Annotated in this window: 17 protein-coding genes; 7 read left to right on the top strand and 10 right to left on the bottom strand. The window is 64.1% G+C overall.

The genetic code is table 11. The features are described from left to right. Position 1: 1 nt before the first annotated feature. The 5 genes from NKJ67_RS31735 (at position 2) to NKJ67_RS31715 (ending at position 5,933) form a co-directional block, all read left to right on the top strand. Positions 2-1,492: an efflux transporter outer membrane subunit gene (locus tag NKJ67_RS31735; RefSeq protein WP_352585254.1), complete on the top strand. Its 1,491-nt coding sequence runs from the start codon at positions 2-4 to the stop codon at positions 1,490-1,492. Positions 1,493-1,648: 156 nt separating this feature from the next. Continuing rightward, positions 1,649-2,731: a sensor histidine kinase gene (locus NKJ67_RS31730; protein WP_352585253.1), complete on the top strand. Its 1,083-nt coding sequence runs from the start codon at positions 1,649-1,651 to the stop codon at positions 2,729-2,731. 221 nt (positions 2,732-2,952) lie between these two features. Continuing rightward, positions 2,953-3,834 (top strand): EamA family transporter, encoded by an 882-nt coding sequence (locus NKJ67_RS31725; RefSeq protein ID WP_352585252.1) that lies wholly within the window; start codon positions 2,953-2,955, stop codon positions 3,832-3,834. A gap of 207 nt (positions 3,835-4,041) precedes the next feature. Continuing rightward, a complete protein-coding gene (locus tag NKJ67_RS31720; RefSeq protein WP_352585251.1) occupies positions 4,042-5,001 on the top strand; it encodes an AraC family transcriptional regulator in 960 nt (319 codons plus the stop codon). A gap of 221 nt (positions 5,002-5,222) precedes the next feature. Further along, positions 5,223-5,933 (top strand): outer membrane protein, encoded by a 711-nt coding sequence (locus tag NKJ67_RS31715; protein WP_164762590.1) that lies wholly within the window; start codon positions 5,223-5,225, stop codon positions 5,931-5,933. A gap of 391 nt (positions 5,934-6,324) precedes the next feature. Here NKJ67_RS31715 and NKJ67_RS31710 read toward each other — a convergent pair whose 3' ends face one another. The 4 genes from NKJ67_RS31710 to NKJ67_RS31695 form a co-directional block, all read right to left on the bottom strand. Next, entirely contained in the window at positions 6,325-7,248 is a 924-nt protein-coding gene (locus NKJ67_RS31710; RefSeq protein WP_127270303.1) for an ABC transporter permease, read from the bottom strand. Positions 7,249-7,262: 14 nt separating this feature from the next. Further along, positions 7,263-8,321 (bottom strand): ABC transporter permease, encoded by a 1,059-nt coding sequence (locus tag NKJ67_RS31705; protein ID WP_127270302.1) that lies wholly within the window; start codon positions 8,319-8,321, stop codon positions 7,263-7,265. Further along, a complete protein-coding gene (locus tag NKJ67_RS31700; RefSeq protein ID WP_352585250.1) occupies positions 8,314-9,798 on the bottom strand; it encodes an ABC transporter ATP-binding protein in 1,485 nt (494 codons plus the stop codon). Before NKJ67_RS31700 ends, NKJ67_RS31705 begins: the two co-directional genes overlap by 8 nt. Positions 9,799-9,863: 65 nt before the next feature. Beyond that, complete coding sequence (locus NKJ67_RS31695; RefSeq protein ID WP_352585249.1) at positions 9,864-10,979, bottom strand: BMP family ABC transporter substrate-binding protein; 1,116 nt, start codon at positions 10,977-10,979, stop codon at positions 9,864-9,866. A 220-nt stretch (positions 10,980-11,199) separates the two neighbouring features. Here NKJ67_RS31695 and NKJ67_RS31690 point away from each other — a divergent pair, with 220 nt between their 5' ends. After that, a complete protein-coding gene (locus NKJ67_RS31690; protein WP_127268795.1) occupies positions 11,200-12,159 on the top strand; it encodes a LysR family transcriptional regulator in 960 nt (319 codons plus the stop codon). Further along, entirely contained in the window at positions 12,156-13,217 is a 1,062-nt protein-coding gene (locus tag NKJ67_RS31685) for an isopenicillin N synthase family dioxygenase (protein WP_164898615.1), read from the top strand. The genes NKJ67_RS31690 and NKJ67_RS31685 overlap by 4 nt, the downstream gene beginning before the upstream one ends. Positions 13,218-13,745: 528 nt before the next feature. Here the strand turns inward: NKJ67_RS31685 and NKJ67_RS31680 are convergent. The 6 genes from NKJ67_RS31680 to NKJ67_RS31655 form a co-directional block, all read right to left on the bottom strand. Then, positions 13,746-16,040, bottom strand: a complete 2,295-nt coding sequence (locus NKJ67_RS31680) for a xanthine dehydrogenase family protein molybdopterin-binding subunit (RefSeq protein ID WP_352585247.1) — start codon at positions 16,038-16,040, stop codon at positions 13,746-13,748. Next, a complete protein-coding gene (locus tag NKJ67_RS31675; protein WP_352585245.1) occupies positions 16,037-17,020 on the bottom strand; it encodes an FAD binding domain-containing protein in 984 nt (327 codons plus the stop codon). Before NKJ67_RS31675 ends, NKJ67_RS31680 begins: the two co-directional genes overlap by 4 nt. After that, positions 17,017-17,496, bottom strand: a complete 480-nt coding sequence (locus NKJ67_RS31670; RefSeq protein ID WP_292336814.1) for a (2Fe-2S)-binding protein — start codon at positions 17,494-17,496, stop codon at positions 17,017-17,019. Before NKJ67_RS31670 ends, NKJ67_RS31675 begins: the two co-directional genes overlap by 4 nt. Positions 17,497-17,724: 228 nt before the next feature. Further along, positions 17,725-19,983, bottom strand: a complete 2,259-nt coding sequence (locus tag NKJ67_RS31665; RefSeq protein ID WP_352585242.1) for a xanthine dehydrogenase family protein molybdopterin-binding subunit — start codon at positions 19,981-19,983, stop codon at positions 17,725-17,727. Continuing rightward, positions 19,973-21,031 (bottom strand): FAD binding domain-containing protein, encoded by a 1,059-nt coding sequence (locus NKJ67_RS31660; RefSeq protein ID WP_352585240.1) that lies wholly within the window; start codon positions 21,029-21,031, stop codon positions 19,973-19,975. Before NKJ67_RS31660 ends, NKJ67_RS31665 begins: the two co-directional genes overlap by 11 nt. Then, positions 21,028-21,525 (bottom strand): (2Fe-2S)-binding protein, encoded by a 498-nt coding sequence (locus NKJ67_RS31655; protein WP_127322359.1) that lies wholly within the window; start codon positions 21,523-21,525, stop codon positions 21,028-21,030. The genes NKJ67_RS31660 and NKJ67_RS31655 overlap by 4 nt, the downstream gene beginning before the upstream one ends. Positions 21,526-21,784: the final 259 nt, after the last annotated feature.

Raw genomic sequence — 21,784 nt, 5'->3', positions numbered from 1 at the left:
CATGACAGGTTTGGAACGTGGCTCGGTGGCCGCGAGGCGGCTTCTTGCGCCTATGATTACCGCTGTCCTGCTCGCGGGATGCGTCGTCGGTCCGGATTATCAGACGCCCCTATTGGCGATGCCTGCAAGCTGGAGCGGCCAGAAGCCGACAAAGCCAGCCCAGCCGGCGCAACTGTCGAAATGGTGGCAGCGGCTACGCGATCCCGAGCTGAACACGCTTGTCGACGAAGCGGTTGCCGGCAATCTCGATGTCGCCACCGCCAAGGCAAAAATCCGCGAGGCGCGCGCCAGCTACCGCCAGAGTGCCGGCACGTTGCTGCCGTCGGTCGACGGCTCCGGCTCGGCCACCCGCAACAAGTCGGCCGAGACCACATCAGGTTCTGACGCCACCTACAGCGAGTATCAGGCCGGCTTTGACGCCAGCTGGGAACTCGACCTGTTCGGCGCCAACCGCAGGGGTGTTGAGGCCGCGCGCTATGGGCTGGACGCCTCGCAGGAGGAACTGCGCTCGACGCTTCTCACGCTGGTCGGCGATGTCGCGTCCTACTATACCCAGGCGCGCGGCTACCAGGCCCGCATCGCGCTCGCCCGGCGCTCGGCCGCGTCGCAAAGGCAGACCGCCGAACTTACCCGCACCATGGCGCAGGCGGGCACGGCGACCGCCGCCGATGTCGCCAAGGCGATGGGGCAGGCAGCGAGCACCGAAGCCGCGGTGCCGACGCTGGAGGCAAGCTATGCCCAGGCCGTGCACCGTCTCGCGGTGCTGGCCGGCCGGCCGCCTGCCTCGCTCAACGAGCGGCTGAAGCGGGTCGCGCCAATCCCTGCACCGCGCCTGCCAATGCCTACCGGAATTCCCGCCGACCTGCTGCTGTCGCGCCCCGATCTGCGCATGGCGGAGCGCCAATACGCGCAATACACCGCCAAGATCGGCCAGGCAGAGGCCGCCCGCTATCCCTCGGTCAGCCTGACGGGAGACATCAGCACGGCGGCGCTGAAGCTTGGCGATCTCGGCAAGAATTCGTCGATCGGCTGGTCGTTCGGGCCGACGCTCAGCGTGCCCCTGTTCAATGCCGGCCAATTGCAGGCGGCCGTCGAGGTTGCCAAGGCGCAGCGCGATCAATATTTCATCGCCTACCGGTCTTCGGTGCTGACGGCGCTCGAGGATGTCGAAAACGCGCTGGTGCTGTTGTCGCAGGAGCGCATCCGGATCGGCAAGCTGGCCTCCTCGGCGAAGTCCTATGGCGAGGCGGCAAGTCTCGAAGGCATGCTCTACAAGGCCGGCGAGACAGGCCTTCTCGATGTGCTCGACGCCCAGCGCTCGCTCTATTCGGCCGAGGACTCGCTGCTGCAAAGCCGCGTCTTGCTGGCGACCAACTACATCGCCCTCAACAAGGCGCTCGGCGGCGGCTGGGATGGCACGGTGGACAGCGGCAAGCCGGAGATCGTCGACGTCAAGACCGGTCCACGGCTGGCGTCGAAGCCGGCCGCGTGAGGCGCTCCCAAGGCGTCGACTGCTTGCTTCGAGGCGGCTGCGCGACACCGCCCATCGCCGATGCGGGGCGTGAAAATGCCGCCTCGTGCTTTGGCGATGGCGGGGTGATCGCATCGCTGGTACTGATGGTGATCAAGCACAGCACAGGCGCCGCAGATGACATCCGATACACAGAAGGCCGAAGCGGTCGGGCAGTTGCTCGAAACGCCGGACCTTGCCAGCGCGCTCGAAAGCGAACAGTTCAAGAAATTCCTCGACCAGGTACCGATCGCCATTGCCGTCTCGGGCCTGGATTCGAAGGAGCGTGTCGTCTACGCCAATCCGGAATTCGAGAAACTGTCCGGCCTCAAGGCGGCGACGCTCGCCCGGCAACACTGGGCGGCGCTTTCCGGCACCGGCCTGCACAAGCTGAAGGACCGTCCGCTGTTCGAGGCCGTGGTCGAGGACACCGATTTCATCGGCACGTTCCGGCTGGAGCGGACAGAAGACCAACCGGCGATCGTCGACGTCTATTCCAACGTCATCGAGGACGACAATGGCAAGGCCTGCTTCCGGCTGGTGGCGCTGGTCGACGTCTCGGCCCATGGCGAAACGGAGGATCCGCGATCGATCGATGAGCGCATCCGCGAGAAGGACACGCTGCTGCGCGAACTGCAGCACCGGGTGAAGAACAATCTGCAGATGATCACCGCACTGATCCGGATGGAGACGCGCAACGCGGCCGAACCGGACCAGAAGCGTTTCGAGAGGCTGGCAGGTCGCGTCGATGCGCTGGCGATCCTCTACCAGACGCTGTCGGGGGATGATGACAAGGATGAGGTCGATCTTGGCGTCTATCTCAGCCAGATCGCGTCGGCGGTGATGAACTCGCATGCGGTCGAGGGCATCCGCCTCGATATGAAGGTGGACACCTATCCGGTGTCGATCAATGTCGCCATGCCGACCGGGCTGGTGGTGAACGAACTTTTGACCAATGCGCTCAAGCATGCCTTCCAAGGGCGAGACGGCGGCACGATCACGCTGCACAGCATCGTCGACGGTGATGGCTGCCGCATCGTGATCGCCGATGACGGCATCGGCCTGCCGGACGGCGAGACCTGGCCCAAGAGCGGCAAACTCGGCGCGCTGATCGCCCGCTCGCTGACCGAGAATGCCAAGGCGGAGTTCGACGTGAAGTCGAGCGCTGGCGAGGGCACTAAAGTCACCATCCTCTTCAAGCGCTCGGCTGCCACCGCCTGAAGCGTATCGTTGTCGTTGCGCTCTCGCACCTACAGGATCATCTCCAGCTATTCCTTGTGCACTGCGGCAATGAACGCTTCGCGGGCTGGGAGGCTTATGGCGTGCCTACAGTCCGTGCCCCAGCAGCCAGTCCGCCGCTGCCTCACGACAGGCCGGCCGGTTCGCCCTATCTCCATGCCGCCGGTCGGGTTTGGACCCGGCGGCATGGAGGTTGGGATCACGTGACATCGACGCCGATTGCCCGTCGCGAAGCGGCGCCCTTGCCGGTCGCGGCACTGATGGGCGCCATGGTGTCGATCCAGATCGGCGCCACCTTTGCCAAGGGCCTGTTCCCGCAGATCGGCGCGCAAGGCACGACGACGCTGCGGCTGGTCATCGGTGCGCTGATGCTGATCGCGGTGCTGCGGCCCTGGCAGATGCGGCCCTCGCGTGCCACTCTGCCGTGGCTGGTCGCCTATGGGGTGACGCTTTGCGCGCTCAACCTCCTGTTCTACGCAGCGCTCGCCAGGATTCCGCTCGGCATCGCGGTGGCGCTGGAGTTTACCGGCCCGCTTCTGGTGGCGACCTTGAGCTCGCGGCGCGCCAGCGACTTTGCCTGGATCGCGCTGGCGGTGGCCGGCATCCTGCTGTTGTCGCCCTTCGTTCATTCCCTCGCGCCGCTTGATCCGATAGGGGTGATGCTGGCGCTGGCTGCCGGTGGCTTCTGGGCGCTTTATATCGTGCTTGCCCAGAAGGCCGGCGCGGAGCTTGGCACCCGCACCACTGCCTACGGCATGGCCATCGCCGCTGTGCTCGTGCTGCCCTTCGGTATCGCGCAGGCGGGATCCGCGCTGCTGTCGCCGTCGATCCTGGTCAGCGCGCTGCTGGTCGGGCTGTTTTCCAGCGCGTTGCCATTCTTCCTGGAGATGGTGGCGCTGACCCGCATGCCGGCGCGCATCTACGGCACGCTGACCTGCCTGGAGCCGGGGCTGGGTGCGCTGGCCGGCTTCCTGTTCCTGCATGAAAGCCTGACCGCAACACAGTTGGCCGGGATCGCAGCCGTCGTTGTCGCCGCCTTCGGCACGGCGCTGACATCACGGCCGCCGGTGCCGTCGCCGGAGTAGGGTGGCGCGATTCGTCGGCACTGGGTATTTTCGAGTAATCCGAAATTCAACCAGCCCAATCCACGAAATTAAGCCAATCCTTGTCCAGGACGGCACTGGAATTGTCACCTGGCGCACAAGTATTTCCGGCTCTGGACAGACCGTGATCTGGTCCCATACGGTGCGTGTCGAAATGAAGACGCGATTGTAGAAAAGGCCGGTTGCCCCTTGCAAAAGAACGTCTTCTCATCGGCGGATCTGCCGCCGCATCTGGATCATCGCGCACGCTTCGCGCTCTGGCAGGACATCCATGTCGCCGAGATATGGTCGGTCGAATACACGATTTCGGAGAGACTGTCGTTCGAAGCCGCGATCGAAGCCACCGCTGTCGGCTCGCTGGTGCTTGGGCAGATGGCCGGGACGATCCGTCATGCCAGCCGCAAGGCGGGCAATATCGCCGCCGACGGTCGCGACGGCTATCTGCTGCTGGTGAACAATGGCGATACGGTGCTCAGCGGCACGCAGATTGGCCGCGATTATCACGTCGGCAAAGGCGAGGCCGCACTGGTCTCGGCTTCGGAAGCGTTGCAGATGACCGGCGGCGACAGCAATGTCTGGGCCAATGTGGTGCTCCCTCGTGCCGTGCTGGAAAATGCCTTCGCTCATATCGAGGATCGGCTGGCGTTGACCGTTGGAGCCGACAATGAGGCGCTCGGCATGCTCAAACGCTATTGCAGCTTCCTGGAAGCAGGCCCGGCGCTGGTCTCGCCCGACCTCATCGGCCACGCCGCCGAAACGATCGTCGACCTGATCGGCCTTGCGACCGGCGCCAAGGGCGAAGCGGCCGAACTGGCGGGCCTGCGCGGCCTGCGCGCGGCAAGGCTGCAAGCCATACTGCAGAAGATGCGGGATAATTTCGCCGATCCCGCCATTTCGGCGCAGGGCGTTGCCGGGCAATTGCGGCTCTCCGTTCGCTATGTCCATGACCTGCTGCAGGAAACCGGGGTGAGCTTTGCCGAGCGCATTCTCGAACTGCGCTTGCAAAGGGCGCATCGCATGCTCCGCGACAGGCACAATGACCGCATGCGGATCAGCGAGATCGCGCTGCTCAGCGGCTTCTCCGACGTCTCCTATTTCAACCGCTGCTTCCGCCGCCGATTCGGCTCGACACCGGGCGGTGCCAGGTAGTTTCGTCGCCGCTAACCCCGCCGGATACACGACACGCCAATCGACTGAGGCCGAATGGCCACACCAGGCGGGAAAGCGCTGCTATGCTTTCCCCGACAATTCGGGTGCGGCCCAGCCCAAGACGCGGCGGGCGGACAATGCAACACCGGATTTCTCGACAACAGCTGGATCTCCGCAGCTCATTTGTGCGGTGGGGAAGCAACATGGGGCAGCAGACAACAATGAAAACTCTTCTTCTCGCAACGGCCTTCATTCTCGCGCCGCTCGGTGTGGCGTGTGCGGCTGATATCAATGAGGTTTCGCCTGTTGCATCCGGCTACGACTGGTCCGGACTCTATGCCGGCGTCGACATCGGCTACGCGGCCGGAAAATCCAATCTGTTCATCGCCGGCGGCGGACTGGGCGGGGCCACCGATCTCAATGTCTCCACCGATCCGAACGGATTTATCGGCGGTGTCCATATCGGCGCCAATTACCAGATGGAGAACAGCTTCGTGATCGGCGCCGAGGCCGACATCATGTACAGCAATATAGATGGGCTGACGGCCCTCGACGCCGGCGGCGGCGGTGTCACCACGTTGCTCAAGAGCGAACTCAAATGGTCGGGGTCGGCGCGGCTGCGCGCCGGCTATGCTTTCGATCGGACCTTGCCCTACATCACTGCCGGTGTCGCCGCGGCCAAGTATGAACTGATTGCGGTCAGCGCCGGTGGCCCTGCCGCCGAAGTAACGCTCCACAGCGACAGCCATGTCGGCTGGACCGTTGGCGCCGGCATCGAGCACGCCTTCACCGACAAGTGGATCGCGCGGGCCGAATACCGCTACTCCGACTTCGGCAGCCAGGACCTCTCAGTGGCCGCCGGCCTGCCCACGGAAACCCATGTCGACCTCCAGACACAGGATATCCGGGTCGGGCTCAGCTACAAGTTCTGATTGCTGGTGCTGCTGATCTCCCCTTGAGGGGAGTGAGGAGTGGTCCGCGCAGCGGACGGAAAGCCAATCGCTTGGCTTTCCGAACGACGAACGCCTGGAGCGAAAGCGAAGGGCTGGGTCCGGCAGGCCAGAGGGGGCGGTCCGGCTGGGCTCGGCCTGCTGTTGCGGATGACGTTGGCGCTTTACGCGCGGCGACCCCTCTGTCGTCTCCGTGGCGCTTTTTTCTTGATCTCACGGTTAGTGGCACGCGAATAGGCGTCGAGCGGAGCCGCAGGGTCAGCGCCGGGCGAGGGGGGACGGCACAGACATCGGCGATCCTTGATGCTTGTCCATGAAATCCGCGAAGTCCAGAAGGATGCGGGCGGCGGGGCTCATGAACCGGGCAAGTTCCTTATTGTTTGTCTTGTCGTAGATAGACCCTGCCGAGGAAGGCCGGCTCGCCGGAGCGCCGGCCGCCCAATGAGCCTGCCACCAGCACGACAAGCGTCAGCAAGTACGGCAAAGTCATCATGAGATAGACAGGAACGTCGGCGCCTATGGCTTGTAGTCTAGGCACAAGTGCATCCGCGCTTCCGAAAAGAAGCGCACCCCAGAGAGCTCGAGCCGCGTTCCAGCGCGAAAAGATGACGAGCGCAACGGCAATCCAGCCGCGCGACGCGACCATTCCCTCCACCCAGACATGACTTGTGGCGACTGAGAGATAGGCTCCGGCGAGACCACAAAACAGCCCGGACGCCAGGACAGCCCCGAACTGAACCAGTTGCACGTCGATACCCGCGACATCCGCGGCGGCCGGGTTTTCCCCGACGGACCTCAACCTGAGGCCATGTCGGCTTTTGGAAAGCCACCACCAGAGCGCGCCGACCAGGGTCGGCAGCGCCAGCGTAACCGGGTCCTGCACCGCGAAAATGCGGCCGAATGCCGAACCGCGGTCTATCCCGAAGAGGTCGCCAAGTGTGGAAATGCCAGAAAAGGTCTTCTGCACGTAGGGTCGCCCCACGACCCCGGTGATGCCCAGTCCGATTGCGACGACGGCTAGGCCGGCGAGCGTATGATTGGCGCGCAAGGCGACTGTCGATATTCCAAACAGCAGAGCGAGAGCCATCGCGGCCGCTGAGCCGGCGGCAAGACCAACCCAAGGATCGGCTCCGGAAAGCACCGTCATCGCGCCGGTCATGGCACTGACCGCCATGAGCCCTTCCGCTCCAAGATTGAGAACGCCGGCTCTTTCGCAGATAATGAGGCCGAGGCTCGCCAGCAGCAACGGTGCCGCATAGCTCGGAATGATGGCAATCCAGCCGATCAGAAAATCCATGCAACTGCCCCTTCCTAGTTCTTGGGCCGTTTGAGCGAATAGGAGCTGAAGAACTGCGCCATCAAAATCGACATCAGTACCGCGCCTTGCATCAGCACGATCATCGCTTCGGAGATCGAGTAGAAAACCTTCAGGACATTCCCGGCGGTGAACACCGCGCCGAGCGCGAAAGAGATCACGACCACCCACAATGGCTTCGCGCGGGCCAGGTAGGCGATCACGATCGCGCTGAAGAGATAGCCGTTGCCGACGGACTGGTTGAGGCGGTGCTCCGTCCCCGCCACGATCATCATGCCGGCAACGCCTGAGAGAGCGCCGGAGAGCAGCACGAGCCCCACGGCTATGCTGAGCACCGGCAGGCCCGTGGCGAGCGCGGCCTTGGCGTTGAAACCTACAGCATCCGCGTAGAAGCCGACCCGGCTGTGTTCCATGACGAACCAGATGGACAATGCGATAACGGCGACCAGGAAGATTCCGGCATGCAACTGCCCCCATCCCAGAACGGGAAACCAGCTCGCCTCGGGAAAGGTGGCGGTCACGGGAAAGCTGTTGGAAGGGTCTCTCCAGACCCCGAACAGAAGATGCTGCACGAGCAGAAACGCGACGCTTCCCAGCAGCAGGGTCGAAATAACCTCGTTAACGCCCCACTTGAGTTTCAGAAAAAGCGGAATCGCAATCCAGGCGGCTCCCGCAAGCGCTGCCAGAACGAACATCGTCGGCAACCTCAGCACTTCAGGCCCGCTGCCGTTCAGCGCCACCCAGGTTGACGCGATCGCGCCGAGCCATAGCTGGCCCTCCACGCCGATGTTCCAAAACCGCACGCGCATGGCAACGCCGGAGGCGAGGCCGACTAGCACCAACGGTAAAGCGGCCGTCGCCGTCTGGGAGAGGCCGTCCGAGGTCAGAAAAGTTGCAATCAGGAACTCATCCACAAGAGCGCTTGCCGGCACGCCCGCATGCACGAGCAGCACCGCCGAAACCGTCAGCCCGACCAACAGTCCGCCAACATAACTGAGACTGGTCAACAAGAAGCCGGGATTTTGCCTGCGAACAAGGAAAGCTGTGTCAAGCATGGCCTGCTAAAAGGCCTCCTATCCACTCAGGCGTGACGTCGCCGGTCTGACGGCAGCCGGCGATCCTTCCTCTGTTCATGACGGCCACCCGATGGGACAGGGCCATGACCTCCTGGAGATCCTCGCTGATCAGAAGGCAGGCCGCGCCGGCTTCCACAGCTCCGCGGATCGCCGATCGGACGAACTCGGCCGCTTTCATGTCCAGCCCGCGAGAAGGGGAATGCGCTATGAGAACCTTCAGGCCGTGATCGAGCTCCCGCGCGAGCAACACTTTCTGCGCGTTTCCTCCCGAGAGCAAAGAGGCCGGCCGTTCCGGCGTCGCGCCTCGGATATCGAACGCATCGATGGCCTCGGCGGCCTTCTCGCGCATCGCCCGCCGGCTCAGGAGAAACGGACCGCCGAAGCTACCGCTGGCGACGGTCGTGAGCGCGAGATTGTCGGCAATGGAAAGCTCCCGGATCAACCCGCTGTCAAAGCGGTCGGAGGGGATGACGCGCAAGCCGGCCTCGCGGCGCTGGTCTGGCTTGGCGGTGGATATGTCCTGGCCATCCAGTACGATCGCGCCGGCACCGGCACGGTCGAGTCCGAGAAGGCAGGCAACGAGTTCCTCCTGCCCGTTTCCACCGACGCCGGCGATGCCAAGGATTTCGCCGACATGCAGCTCGAACCCGAGATCGTTCAGGCTTTGCCCGTGAGCGGTCGCCCGTGCGGAAAGCCTTTCCACGCTCAGACACACATCGCCCGGCCGAGATGACGGCCGGCCCGCAACCGTCAAGGCATCGCCGACCATCAGCCGCGCCACCTCCGCTTCGGTGACGTTCGCAACCCGCGCACCGTCAAGCACGGTCTCGCCGTGCCGCATGATCGTTACCCGGTCGCAGAAAGCGGCAACCTCCCGGAACTTGTGCGTGATCAGAACCACGGCGTGACCTTGCCTCGACAATCGCTGGGCAAAAGAGAGAAGCGTGCGCGCTTCCTCGTCGGTCAGTACCGCCGTCGGTTCGTCCATGACCAGAATTCGGGCGCCCAGAAGCATGACCTTGATGATCTCGGCGCGCTGGCGTTCGGCGATCGAAAGGTTCGCTACCAGCTTGTGCGGATCGACGGGCAGGCCGATCTCGCTCGACTTGGCGGAAACGATCGCCGCCGCATCGCTCAGCGTTTTCACAGCAGCCTTGCGACCGAAGCCGAGGAGAACATTTTCGGCAACCGTAAAACTCTCGACCAGCCGGAAATGCTGATGGACCATGCCGAGACCGGCGGCGGCGGCTTCCAGCGGGCTGCGCAAACTGATCGCTTCGCCGTCGATCGATTGGTCGCCCCCGTCAGCTACATAGACGCCGGCCGCCACGTTCATCAAAGTGGACTTGCCTGCACCGTTCTCACCGACGATGGCATGCACCTCTCCCCATTCGAGACAGAAGGACGCATCGCGGAGCGCGGCTTTGCCGTCAAACGACTTGCCTATGCCGCGCATCAACAGAGCCGCCGGCGTGCCCGGCGGTTGTCGCATGTCTCCTGCCTGCGGAAGCGCCGTCGTCATTACTTCGCCGGCATGGTGCCGATGACACCGTCGACGAAATAGTCCATCGACCAGAGCGCCGCATCGTCGACCTTCCCGCCGGCGTCGACAACGATGGTGCCGTCTTGCTTTTTCAGAGGGCCCTGGAACGGATCAAGCTTGCCGGTGATGATCTCCCGCTTTGCTGCCTCGACCTTTGCCTTGGTCTCCTCGGAAACCGAGGGGCCAAAAGGAGCGAGATCGACCACGCCGGCTTCAAGGCCTTCGAAGGCGCCGTATTCCTCGGGTTTCCAGTTGCCGTCGATGATCTCCTTGATCGTCGGCACAAGATATTTCTCCCAGCGGAAGATGACGGAGGTCTGGATCGTCCGCGGCGCGGCATGCGACATGTCGAGCTGAAAGCCTATCGAAGGAACGCCTGCCTTTTCGGCGGCGTCGAGCGCCGAGGTCGCGCTCAGATTCGTGGCGAGCACGTCGGCCTTCTGGTCGAGAATGGCCTGAGCGATCTGCCCTTCCTTCACCGGGTCCCACCAGGAGTTGGCGAAGACCGCGACCGTTTCGATCGTAGGATCGACCGAATGGGCCCCGAGTGCAAAACTGTTGATATCCCAGTTCACCACGCCGACCGGGAAGCCGGCGAGGATGCCGATCTTCTTCGTCTTCGTCGCCTGTCCTGCCGCGATGCCTGCAAGGTACCAACCCTGGTAAGTGCGGGCATAGAAGCTTTCCATGTTGGCCCCATTCTCCGTGCCCGAAGCACTGAGAAACGCCACATTCGGATAGGCTTTGGCCGCTTCGGCCATTGGGGCGCTGTAGCCATAGGTGGTGCCGATTATGATGTTGAAGCCGCGCTTGACGTAGAGATCGATCGCCGCGCGCAGCTTCGTGGCCTCTTCCGGTATGTTCTCCGTCACCGAGACAGGCACCTGTAGCTGTTCCTCCACGGCCTTGCGGCCGGCCTCGAGGGCTTCGTTCCATCCGCCGTCTTGCGCTGAACTTGCATAGATGAACGCGACCTTGGGCGACCCTTCCAGAGTAAAGGCATATGCGCCGGACGCAGCACAGGATGCGAAAACCGTGGCCGCCGCCGCGAACAGGCGAACTGAGCCGGACGGCTTCGTGTTGCGCTCTTTCATTTCGTGGTTCCCCTTGTTTTCTTTGTTTTTCTCAGCCGGAAGCATGCCGCGCCCATGAAGCTTCCCTGCACGGTGACGATTGCCGCCGGAGCGTCTTTTTTGATTTGGCAAAAGCGAATTGGCTCTTGTGCAGTGCATAACAGCCGATTACGTTCGTTCATGCAACAAAAATAATCATGCTCATTTTTTGGGCATTTTGCACAGAAATGTGAACGATCAAATGAACACCGATGCTCTGGCATCATTTGTAAAAATCGCGGAACTGCGGTCATTGTCCGCCGCGGCGAAGTTGTACGGCCTGCCCAAATCCACGCTCAGTCTTCGGCTCAAGCAGCTTGAAGACGATCTGAAGGTCGCTCTGTTCGAGCGCTCCGGCCGTGTCCTGTTGCTCACGGAGGCAGGGCAAACCCTGCTCGGGCACGCGCGGCAGATACTGCAAAGCTGCGATACGGCGCGGGCCGCCGTGACGGAACTGAGCGACGACGTGACCGGAACCTTGCGGATCGGCGCCACGGGGGAGTTCGGCACGGCCTACTACACGCAGATGCTCATGGCGTTCAGAAAGCTCTACCCCAAGGTGGAAATTGAACTCACCTTCTTTTCGCCGCACGTTCTCTACGCGCCGGAGAGCCTCGATATGCTCGACGCCGTGATTTCATGGGACGAAGGTATCGAAGGCGGCGAAACGCTCTCCACCGCAAAATTCGCACTCTTTGCCAGCAAGAGTTATGTCGAGCGTGCCGGGATGCCACGAAAACCCGCCGATTTGGCGGAACACCAGGGCATTGTCTATCGCACCTCGGCGGGCCTGCAGCACTGGCGGCTACAGAAAGGTACCGCGCAGGAAAGTATCTTGCCGCGCAGCAACCTGATCGCCAACGAATACTGGACTATCAAGTACTTCGCCGTTGCGGGCGAGGGCATTGCCTATCTACCGCACTTCTTCACCACGATCGAGTGTGAACGCGGCCACCTCATTCCGTTGCTCGACACATGGGAGTCCGCGGAAAAGCGGGTCAGCATCCGCATATCGCGCCCGCACGCTCCGTCGCGTAAGATGACCGCGTTCATGGATGTCTGCGGCCGCTATTTCTCGCCCGGCTTCGTTTTCACGGGGCCGCGCTACTACGTCGAAACAATTTTCGATGCAAGCCAGCAAGAAAAGGGAACAGAAAAATGAAGGTCCTTGAAACCGGCAACGGCGCGCGTGCAATGAAAGGGGGAGGGCTCGACCCGCAGCGTGTCAGCTTCGACAAGATCCCGATCATTGATCTCGAGCCCATGTTCACAGGCGACGAGGCGGCCAAGCGAAAGCTCGCCCAGGAACTGCGCGAGGCCTGCACGGAAGTCGGCTTCCTCTATATCAAGAACCATCACGTTCCGAAGGATGTCATCGATGCCACGTTTGAGGTGGCGGAGGTGTATTTCGCCGAATCCGACGACGTGAAGATGGAGAATCACGTTTCCAATTCAAAGAATAATCGCGGTTATGCGGCAATATTGGAAGAGAATACGGATCCGACCGCGCGCGGAGACCTGCACGAATCCTATGATATTGCGTTGGATGTGCCAGCCGACGATCCGGACGTGAAGGCCGGCAAAGTACTCTACGGTCCCAACCAGTGGCCAGCGGGCAGGCCGGAATTCCGAACGGCACTGGAAGCCTACCATGCCGAGATGCTGACGCTGAGTGGCCACCTGCTCCATGCCTTTGCTCTGGCTCTTGGGTTGGAGGAGACATATTTCGACCTGCTGGTCGGCAAGCCGCTCGCAACTTTGCGGGTGCTCCACTACCCACCGCAGTTTGGCGAGATCGATGACCGACAGATCGGCATTGGGGCGCATTCGGACTATGAGTGCTTCACGATCCTGGCCCAGAAGGATGGTATTTCAGCCTTGCAGGTACTGAATGCAACAGGCGAGTGGATTGCGGCCGATCCCGTCCCCGGCTGCTTCGTCGTCAATGTGGGAGATCAGATGGCGCGTTGGACCAATGACCTTTTCGCCTCGACCGTCCACCGCGCGGTGAACCGTTCCGGCAAAGAACGCTATTCGATCCCGTTCTTCTTCGGTCCAAACTATGATGCCGTGATCGAGGTGCTTCCCAGTTGCATTGATGAGGATCATCCTGCGAAGTACCCCCCGATCACGTCGGGCGAATACGTCAACGGCCGCTTCAAGGCGACATTTGCGCACTATGCCGCGCAAAGCGAGGCCGGCGCCGAAACCGCGGCTTAAGCGGATAATCCCGTCATGCGCGGCCGCTCCTGTGGCCGCGCATCGCGTACCCGCCGTCCGTTGACCGAGATCAATATGATAGCACCCGCGATGGGTAGCGTCGGGTTAACTGGTTAGCCATGGAGTCACCAGAAGAACCCATTTCGGTTTGACGGTGGATGTGGCTAATTTTTCGGCTTTGAGGGCTTCGTGGAGCGCGGTCTTGCCGATTTGGGCTTTGAGCAGCAACGGAGCAGAAAACCTGCATAAGGAAGTCACGGCTCGTCGTCCGGGTCAGCGGTTTTCGGATCGCGTGGCGGGCCTCGGTTTCGGCTATGGTCGCGGCAAGGCACAGCCAGTTGGCGATGCTGAGGGGGTAATGTTTTCAGGGGGCATTTTGCCGGTGCCAAAATGGATGTCGCTCATGGTCTTACCCCTTGATGGTTGCGCGAGTGCTGAAGGTGAAAGTGTGGAGGGAGCACCACCGCCCGAAGCTGCGGCCTGGCCTCCCCACAAGGGGACCCTCAAGGGGGAGATCGGCCACCGCCCTTAAATCAGCTTCTCCAGCGTGATCGGCAAATCCCGCACGCGTTTTCCCGTCGCATGGAACACCGCGTTGGCAATCGCCGGCGCCACGCCGACAATGGCCAGTTCGCCAACGCCCTTGCCGCCGAGCACCGAGGAATGCAGGTCGGGGATGCCGACCGAGATCACCTCGATGTCGGGGATGTCGGCATTGGTCGGCACGAGATAGTCGGCGAGGTTGTCATTGACGATGCGGCCGTGGCGGCGGTCGACGATGCCTTCTTCCAATAGCGCCTGGCCGATGCCCATGATGATGCCGCCTTTCCATTGGCTTTCGGCAAGTTTAGGGTTGTAGAGCCGCCCCGAATCCAGCGCCGACACCACACGCGATACACGCACCGTGCCGAAGTCCTCGTCGACGCGCACCTCGATGAAATGCGCGCACCAGGAGTGGCGGGAATAGTCGCCCTCGGTGTGCGGCAGCGCCATGGCGATGGTGGTGTAGTTCTTGTAGCGCTCCTCTGGCGTCGAGTTTTCCGGCATGGTGTCGCCGGTGGCTTCGATGTGGTCGCGGCCGACGCTTTTGAGCAGTTCGGCGATCGAGACATCGGGGCCGTCGCCGCGCGGCGAAGCGATGCGGCCATTGGCGACGACCAGCGTGTTGGCCTGCAGCGCGTGGAAAGGCGACCGCGGATCGCTGATGGCAAGGCCCACCAACTGGTCGAGCGCTGAGCTCGCGGCCTTGTATACGGCGCCGGTCATGACGCCGGCCAGCCGCGAGCCGCCGGTGACGCCGGCACGCGGAAAGCGGGAGTCTCCGAGCTTCACCACCACGTCGTCAGCTCGCACGCCGACCGTTTCGGCGGCGGTCTGCGCCAGAATGGTGTAGGTGCCCTGGCCCATGTCGATCGACGAGCTTTCGACCTCGACCGAGCCGTCGGCCAGGATACGCACGATCGCCTCGCCATAGGCGCGCCGAACCGGATAGGTGCCGGCCGCGACGCCCCAGCCGATCAACTGGGTGCCGTCGCGCATCGAGCGCGGTTCGGGCGAGCGCCTGGCCCAGCCGAAGCGCTCCGCACCTGCGGCAAAAGCCTCGCGCAACTGCCGGGTAGACCAAGCCTTTTTGGCATGCGGATCCTGCTCGGCATAGTTCCGGAGCCGGATTTCCAGCGGATCGATGCCGACCTCGTAAGCGAGCTCGTCGATGGCGCTTTCGATGCCGAAGGCCGAGGGGTTTTCGCCCGGTGCGCGCATGGCGCCCGGCACCACCGAATTGACCCGCACGACATTCTGCTTCGAGGAGAAATTCGGCGTCGCATACATGATCGAGGTGACCGATCCCAGCGGCTCGACCCACATGCCGTCGATGGAGGTCTCATTGACGCCGCGATGCACGATCGACTGGATCTTTCCGTCAGCGTCGGCGCCGATCGTCACCGTCTGCCGCGTCGCGGCGCGGCCACCGTAACCGGTGAAGGTCTGGGGCCGCGTCATCACCAGGCGCACCGGCCGGCTAAGCATTTTGGCCGCACATGCGGCCACCGCGCCATGGCTGAGCGCCAGTGCCTTGGAGCCGAAGCCGCCGCCAATATAGGGCGAGACCAGCCGCACGTTCTCGAACGGCACGCCGAACCATTCGGCATAGGTGCGCGCCATCCCATCCAGCCATTGGCTCGGCTCCCACACGGTGAGCTTGTCGCCCTCCCAGCGGGCGATCAGGCCATGCGGCTCCATCGGCGCCTGGTATTCGCGCGGCGTGTTATAGGCGGCGCAGATGCGGACCGGTGCCGAGGCGAACGCACCTTGCGCATCGCCCCATTCCTTGGTCATGGCGTCGATCGGGATGCCGTCGCCGGCCTTGGCGTCGCTGAGGTCGACGATGGCAGACGTCTCGTCATAGCTGACCTTGACCAGGGCCGCCGCCGCGACCGCCCGCTCGAAGGTCTCGGCGACGACAGCGGCGACATGCTGGCCCGAAAAGGTGATGTCGCGCGCGAGCGGGCAATAGGGCTTGTCGGGCGGCGGCGTGCCGAACCAGTCCGCCGCGGTCCTCAGGCTGATGATGGTGTCCGGCGTCAGCACCTGCAGCACGCCGGGTGCTGCCTCGGCGGAAGTGGTGTCGATCGCGCGCACCTTGCCGGATGCAATCGTGCTTTCGACCAGCACGGCGTAGGCGAGGCCTTCGAGCTGCTGCTCGATGGCGTATTTCGCCGCGCCGGTGATTTTGGCCGGGCCGTCGACGCGCGACAGCCGGCCGCCGACGGCTTCGGCAAAAGCGCCGTCGGACGCTCCATGCCTGATGTTGTGAACGGTCATGCCGTCTCTCCCAATTTGAGGATGGCGCGGGCGACGACGCGCGGCGCCAGTTCGATCTTGTAGTGGTTGGCGCCGTGATCAACGGCGCCTTCGACTGCGAGCAGGCTGGCGGCGCGGACTGCGTCCGGCTCCAGCACCTTGCCTATCAAGGCCGCCTCGACGGCCCGCGCACGCCACGGCTTGGTCGCGACGCCGCCAAGCGCCACGCGCAAATCGCGGATCGTTCGGCCGTCAGCTTCGAACTCAATGCCGACCGCCGCACTGGCGGCGGCAAACTCATAGGATTGCCGGTCGCGGATTTTCAGGTAGATCGAACGCCGGGCAGAGGACGAGCCGGGGATCTCGATGGCGGTGATCATCTCGCCCGGTTCGATCGCATGTTCCCTATCCGGCGTGGTGCCGGGCAACAGGAAAAAGTCGTCGACCGGCATCTGGCGCTCGCCGAGATGAACTGTTGCGTCGAAGGCGACCAGCGCCACGGCGAGGTCGCCTGGATACATGGCGATGCAGGCGTCGCTGGCGCCGAGCACGGCGTGGCCCCTGGTGACGCCGCCTATGGCCGAACAGCCACTGCCGGGTTCCCGCTTGTTGCAAGCGGAGAAATTCGCGGGGTCGCGAAAATAGGGGCAGCGCGTGCGCTGCATCAGATTGCCGCCGATGGTCGCGATGTTGCGGATCTGCGCGGAAGCCGCCTGCCACAGGGCTTCCGACACCGCAGGAAAGCGGCTCTTGATGTCGGCATGGTCGGCGACATGGCTCATCCTGGCCAGCGCGCCGATGGTGGCGCCGCGTTCGTTCACCTCGATGGTGTCCAACCCCTTGAGATGAGCGATGTCGACCAGCGTCTCGGGCTCGGCGACGCCGCATTTGGCGAGATCGACCAGCGTGGTGCCGCCGGCCAAGAGCATGGCGCCGGGCAGGGCGGTCGCCTGGCGTGCCGCATCGACCGAGCTGGCGCGCACATACGAAAAATCCCTCATGATGCGACCTCCAAGGCGGCTTGGCGAATGGCGGCGACGATGTGCGGATAGGCGCCGCAGCGGCAGAGATTGCCGGCCATGTATTCGCGGATCTCGCCGTCGGAGCCGGCATGGCCCTCACGGATGCAGGCGACCGCCGACATGATCTGGCCCGGCGTGCAATAGCCGCACTGGAAGGCGTCCTGTTCGAGGAAGGCAGCCTGCACGGGATGCATTTCGCCCTCGCGTGCAAGCCCCTCTATGGTGGTGACGGTGCGGCCTTCGGCTTGGGCGGCCAGCGTCAGGCAGGCCAGCACGCGCTCGCCGTCGATATGCACGGTGCAGGCGCCACACTGGCCGTGGTCGCAGCCCTTCTTGGTGCCGGTCAGGCCGAGCCGGTCGCGCAAGGCGTCGAGCAGTGTCACACGCGGCTCGATGTCGAGCCCGTGAAGGTCGCCGTTGATGTCGAGATGGATCGGGATCGTTGTGTTCGTCATGGGCATCTGGCTCCAGTTGCTTGACGCGAAGTCGTTGATCTCATGTTGGGCCGGCGAGGACCGAGCGCCCGCTGTCCGGCCCTTCGCTGTCGCTCCGGACCGTTCGGCGTTCAGCCCTTTAAAAAGGTCCACTGGACCTTTTGATCCGCCCGAAGGCGGACCGGGCCTTCACCGTTCGTCGTTCGGGAAGCAAGCAACTGGCTTCCCGTCCGCTATGCGGACCACTCCTCACCCCAGCAGATCCTCGATGCGGATCGGAAAGCGCCGGGGTCGCACCCCGGTCGCATGCCAGACCGCATTGGCGACGGCGCCGGCCGTGCCGGTGATGCCGATTTCGCCGACGCCCTTGATGCCGAGCGCGTTGACGTGAGGGTCGTCCTCGTGGACCAGCAGCGCCTCGACCGACGGAACGTCGGCATTCACCGGGACATGATACTCGGCGAGGTTGGCATTCTGGATCCGGCCAGAGCGCCGGTCGGTGATGGCTTCCTCATGCAGCGCGAACGAGACGCCCCAGATCATGCCGCCATAATACTGGCTGCGCACCAGCCTGGGATTGATGATCCGCCCGGCGGCGAACGCGCCGACCAGCCTTGTGACACGGATCTGGCCGAAATCCGGATCGACCTTCACCTCGGCGAACACGGCGCCGTGCGCGTGCTTGGCATAGGTTTCCTGGGATGCCGGGTCCGGAGCGCCCTTGCCATGGCCCTCGATCTCGGTGAGGCCTGCACGTGTGAGGATCTCGGCATAGCTTTCACCGCGGCTTTCATCGTCGCGCCGATAGAGGCGGCCACCGCGCGCCAGCACGCCTTCATTGCCGGCGCCGTAGAGCGGTGAGTGCTCGTCACCGGTGGCGAGATCGGCGAGCCTGGCGATGACGGCGGCACCCGCATTGTGGATCGCCATGCCGGCCGTCGCCGTGTGGCCGGAGCCGCCGGCAATGCCTGCATTGGGCAGATCGGAACTGCCGGCCCTGAAATCGACCTGGTCGATATCCAGTCCCAGTCCGTCGGCGGCGATCTGGGCGAAGGCGGTCCAGGCGCCTTGCCCCATGTCCTGCGCGCCGGTCTCCATCAGGCCGCTGCCATCGCTTCTCAGCACGGCGCGGGCCTCGGCCTGGAACATCAGGGCCGGAAACGTCGCCGTGCCCATGCCCCAGCCGGTCAGGAAACCGTCCGCGTCGCGCATCAGCCGGGGCTGAAGCGGGCGGCTCGCCCAGCCGAACGTCTCGGCCGCTTGCCTGTAGCACTCGCGCAGCGCCTTGGAGGAAAACGGCTTGCCGGTCATCGGCTCGACCTCGGCATAGTTCCGCAGCCGGAACTCCAGCGGGTCCATGCCGCAGGCGTGTGCCGCCTCATCGATGGCGCTTTCGAGTGCGATCGAGCCGGTCGCTTCGCCGGGCGCCCGCATGAACAGCGGCGTACCGGTGTCCAACCGCACCGCATCGTGCGAGGTGGCGATGGCCGGGCTGGCGTAGAGCGTGTGCGAGGCATCCGCCGCCGGTTCGAAGAAATCGTCGAACGTGCTCGACGCAGTCTTGGCGTGATGGTCGAGTGCCGTCAGCCGCCCTTCGCCATCCATGCCCAAGCGCAGCGTCTGGCGCGTCGGCGCACGGTGGCCGACCGGGCCGTACATCTGCTCACGCCGCAGCACCAGCTTGACCGGACGGCCGACGAGGCGCGCCGCCAGAATGCCGAGCACCTGCGGCCCGGAGATCATGCCTTTCGAGCCAAAGCCGCCACCCAGGAACGGGCTGCGGATGTGGACGTTTTCCGGCGCGATGCCGAACAGGCCGGCGATGCGGCTCTGCGCCATGGCAAGGCCCTGGCTCGGTGTGTCGATCGACAGTGTGTCGCCATTCCAGGCGACGACGATCGCATGCGGCTCCATGGCGTTGTGGTACTGGGCCGGCGTCTCGTAGGTGACTTCGATCCGTGTCTTTGCCGATTTGAGGCCGGCCTCGACATCGCCCTTGTGCTGCACGGCCGGACCGCCGACGCCGACGCCACGCGGCACGAAGCTTTCAGCGCCGTCCAGGCCAACGCGCGCCGGCAGCACTTCATAGCGCGGCGACAGCAAAGCCGCCCCCTCGGTTGCCGCCTCCAGCGTCTCGGCGATTACCACGGCGATGCTCTGGTTGGGGTAGCGGACCTGATCGTTCTGCAGCAGGTCGAGCCGGAACATGAAGGGGTGGTCCTTGGCGTCCGGGTCAGCGGCGAGCGCCGGCCGGTTCTTGGGCGTCATCACCTCGACCACGCCCTGGTGCGCCTTGGCCGCCTCGATATCCAGAGCGGCAACGCGGCCGCGCGCGATGCTGCTGACCGCCAGCACGGCGTAGAGCATGCCGGGCGGGTGGTTGTCGGCGGCATAGCGCGCGGCTCCGGTGACTTTCAGAAAGCCGTCGCGGCGGGTCAGCGGCTGGCCGATGCTGGAGCCCTGCCGGGCATGGGCGGGTTGCTGGTTGAGGCTGAGTTCAAGCGTCATGGCGCGCTCCGGGAATGTTCGAGAACGGGGAGGCAGGAAGGGCTGGCAGACGCTCGGGCGTTCCCGAAAGCGCAGATATCAGCGCCCTGACCACGATGCGGCGGGCAAGCTCGATCTTGAAGGTATTGTCGCCGGAGGGGCTGGCATCGGCCAAGGCAGCGTCCGCGGCGCTGGAGAAGGTCGCCTCGCTGGCGTCCGCGCCAAGCAGGACGGCTTCCGCCGTTCGGGCTCGCCACGGCTTGGCCGCGACGCCGCCCAGTGCCAGCCTTGCGGCGCGGATCTTGCCGCCATCGACGACGAGCGCTGCCGCGGCCGATACGACGGCAAAAGCATAAGAGGTGCGTTCGCGGACTTTCAGGTAACGGGCATTGGCGGAGAAGGAGGCCGCCTCCGCCGGCAGGCGCACCGCCACGATCAGGTCGCCGGGCTCCAGCGCATTCTCCCGCTGCGGCGTTTCGCCGGGAAGCCGGTGGAATTCCTCCAGTGTCACATGACGCCGGCCCTTCTTGCCCTCGATCTCGACCACGGCGTCGAGCGCCACCAGCGGCACGCAGAAGTCCGACGGGTGGGTGGCGATGCAGGCGTCGCTCCAGCCTAGCACGGCGTGCAGGCGGTTCTCGCCGCCCAGCGCATCGCAGCCGGCGCCTGGCTCGCGCCTGTTGCAGGCGCTGGCGGTGTCGTAGAAATAGCTGCAGCGCGTGCGCTGCAACAGATTGCCGCCGACGGTGGCGGCGTTGCGAAGCTGCGCCGAAGCACCCGACAGCAGCGCCTCGGCCACCGCCGGATAGGATTTCGCGAACGCCGGATCGTAGGCAAGGTCGGCATTACGGACCAGCGCGCCGATGCGCAGGCCACCATCGTCCAGCCGTTCGATGCGGTTGAGCTCCGGCAGCCGGGAAATGTCGACGATACGCTCGGGACTGGTGATGCCGCCCTTCATCAGGTCGAGCAGATTGGTGCCGCCGGCGAGATAGGCCGAACCCGGCTCGGCTGCCGCGGCGATGGCGTCGAGGATGGTGGCGGGCCTGATGTAGTCGAAGTCTCTCATGCTGCGGTCCTCCGGTCGGCTTTGACAAGCTGTTGCTGGGCTTCCAGGACGGCCTCGACGATGCCGCCATAGGCCGCGCAGCGGCATATGTTGCCGCTCAGCCCCTCACGGATGCGTTCGGGATCGTCGCCGGCCTGTGCCTCGGCGATCAGGCCGAGCGTGCTCATGATCTGGCCGGGTGTGCAGAACCCGCACTGGAAGCCGTCATGGGCGATGAAGGCGGCCTGCACAGGATGCAGTTCCTCGCCGTGGGCGACGCCTTCGATGGTCAAGACTTGGGCGCCGTCATGGCTGACCGCCAGCGCCAGGCATGAGTTGATGCGCTTGCCGTCGACCAGCACCGTGCAGGCGCCGCACTGGCCGCGGTCGCAGCCCTTCTTGGTGCCGGTGAGATCGAGCCGCTCGCGCAGCAGGTCGAGCAGGGTTACGCGTGGATCGACCTCCAGTTCGTGTCGGTGGCCGTTGATGGTGAGGGTGATGGGAAGGCTGGTCATGGGCGTCTGGCTCCAGTTGCTTGACGCGGATGGGAAGGATTTGGTGTCTTGCCGAAGAAGGGCAAGTGCAGGGACGGCTAGGTCTGAAGGGCGAAGACAGTGGCGACAGCCAATCTCCCCACTTGAGGGGGAGATGCCCGGCAGGGCAGAGGGGGGCGCGAAGGATCGCTAACTTTGCGACTTCTGCCCCCTCCAGGTGGAAACCTGTCCGAGGAAGCAATTACGATCAGTTGATGGGTCGGCGGGACAGCGCCCCCCT

The sequence above is a fragment of the Mesorhizobium sp. M0088 genome (genome assembly GCF_040322895.1).
In the GTDB taxonomy this organism is placed as follows: Bacteria; Pseudomonadota; Alphaproteobacteria; order Rhizobiales; family Rhizobiaceae; genus Mesorhizobium.
This window is presented reverse-complemented; position numbering and strand designations above follow the sequence as displayed.